This window comes from Priestia sp. SIMBA_032 (assembly GCF_046535215.1).
Lineage (GTDB): Bacteria > Bacillota > Bacilli > Bacillales > Bacillaceae_H > Priestia > Priestia aryabhattai.
Map to the genome: position 1 here is coordinate 1 of NZ_JAWRXD010001565.1, position 236 is coordinate 236.

Here is a 236-nt window from a genome sequence, read left to right on the forward strand (position 1 = left end):
GAGGGGCTGGCCGGTCGTAAAGGTCGCGGCCGCGGGGTTCGGGCGCTGCATATCGCGCCCCTGAAGGCCCTGGCACGCGATATGACGCACAATCTTTCGCCGTTGCTCGATGCCGTGCTTCCCATCAGCGGCCGCGCGCCGTCGATCGGCCTGCGCTGCGGCGACACGCCGCGCAGCGAGCGTGACCGCCAGCGCCGCAATCCGCCAGAGATCCTCTCGACCACGCCGGAGTCGCT

Annotated in this window: 1 protein-coding gene; it reads left to right on the plus strand. The window is 70.8% G+C overall.

Features of this window, described 5'->3' with window-relative positions; all coding sequences use genetic code 11:
* Positions 1 to 236 (plus strand): hypothetical protein (locus SB717_RS39555; protein ID WP_410908801.1); only part of this gene is annotated, 236 nt, incomplete at both ends.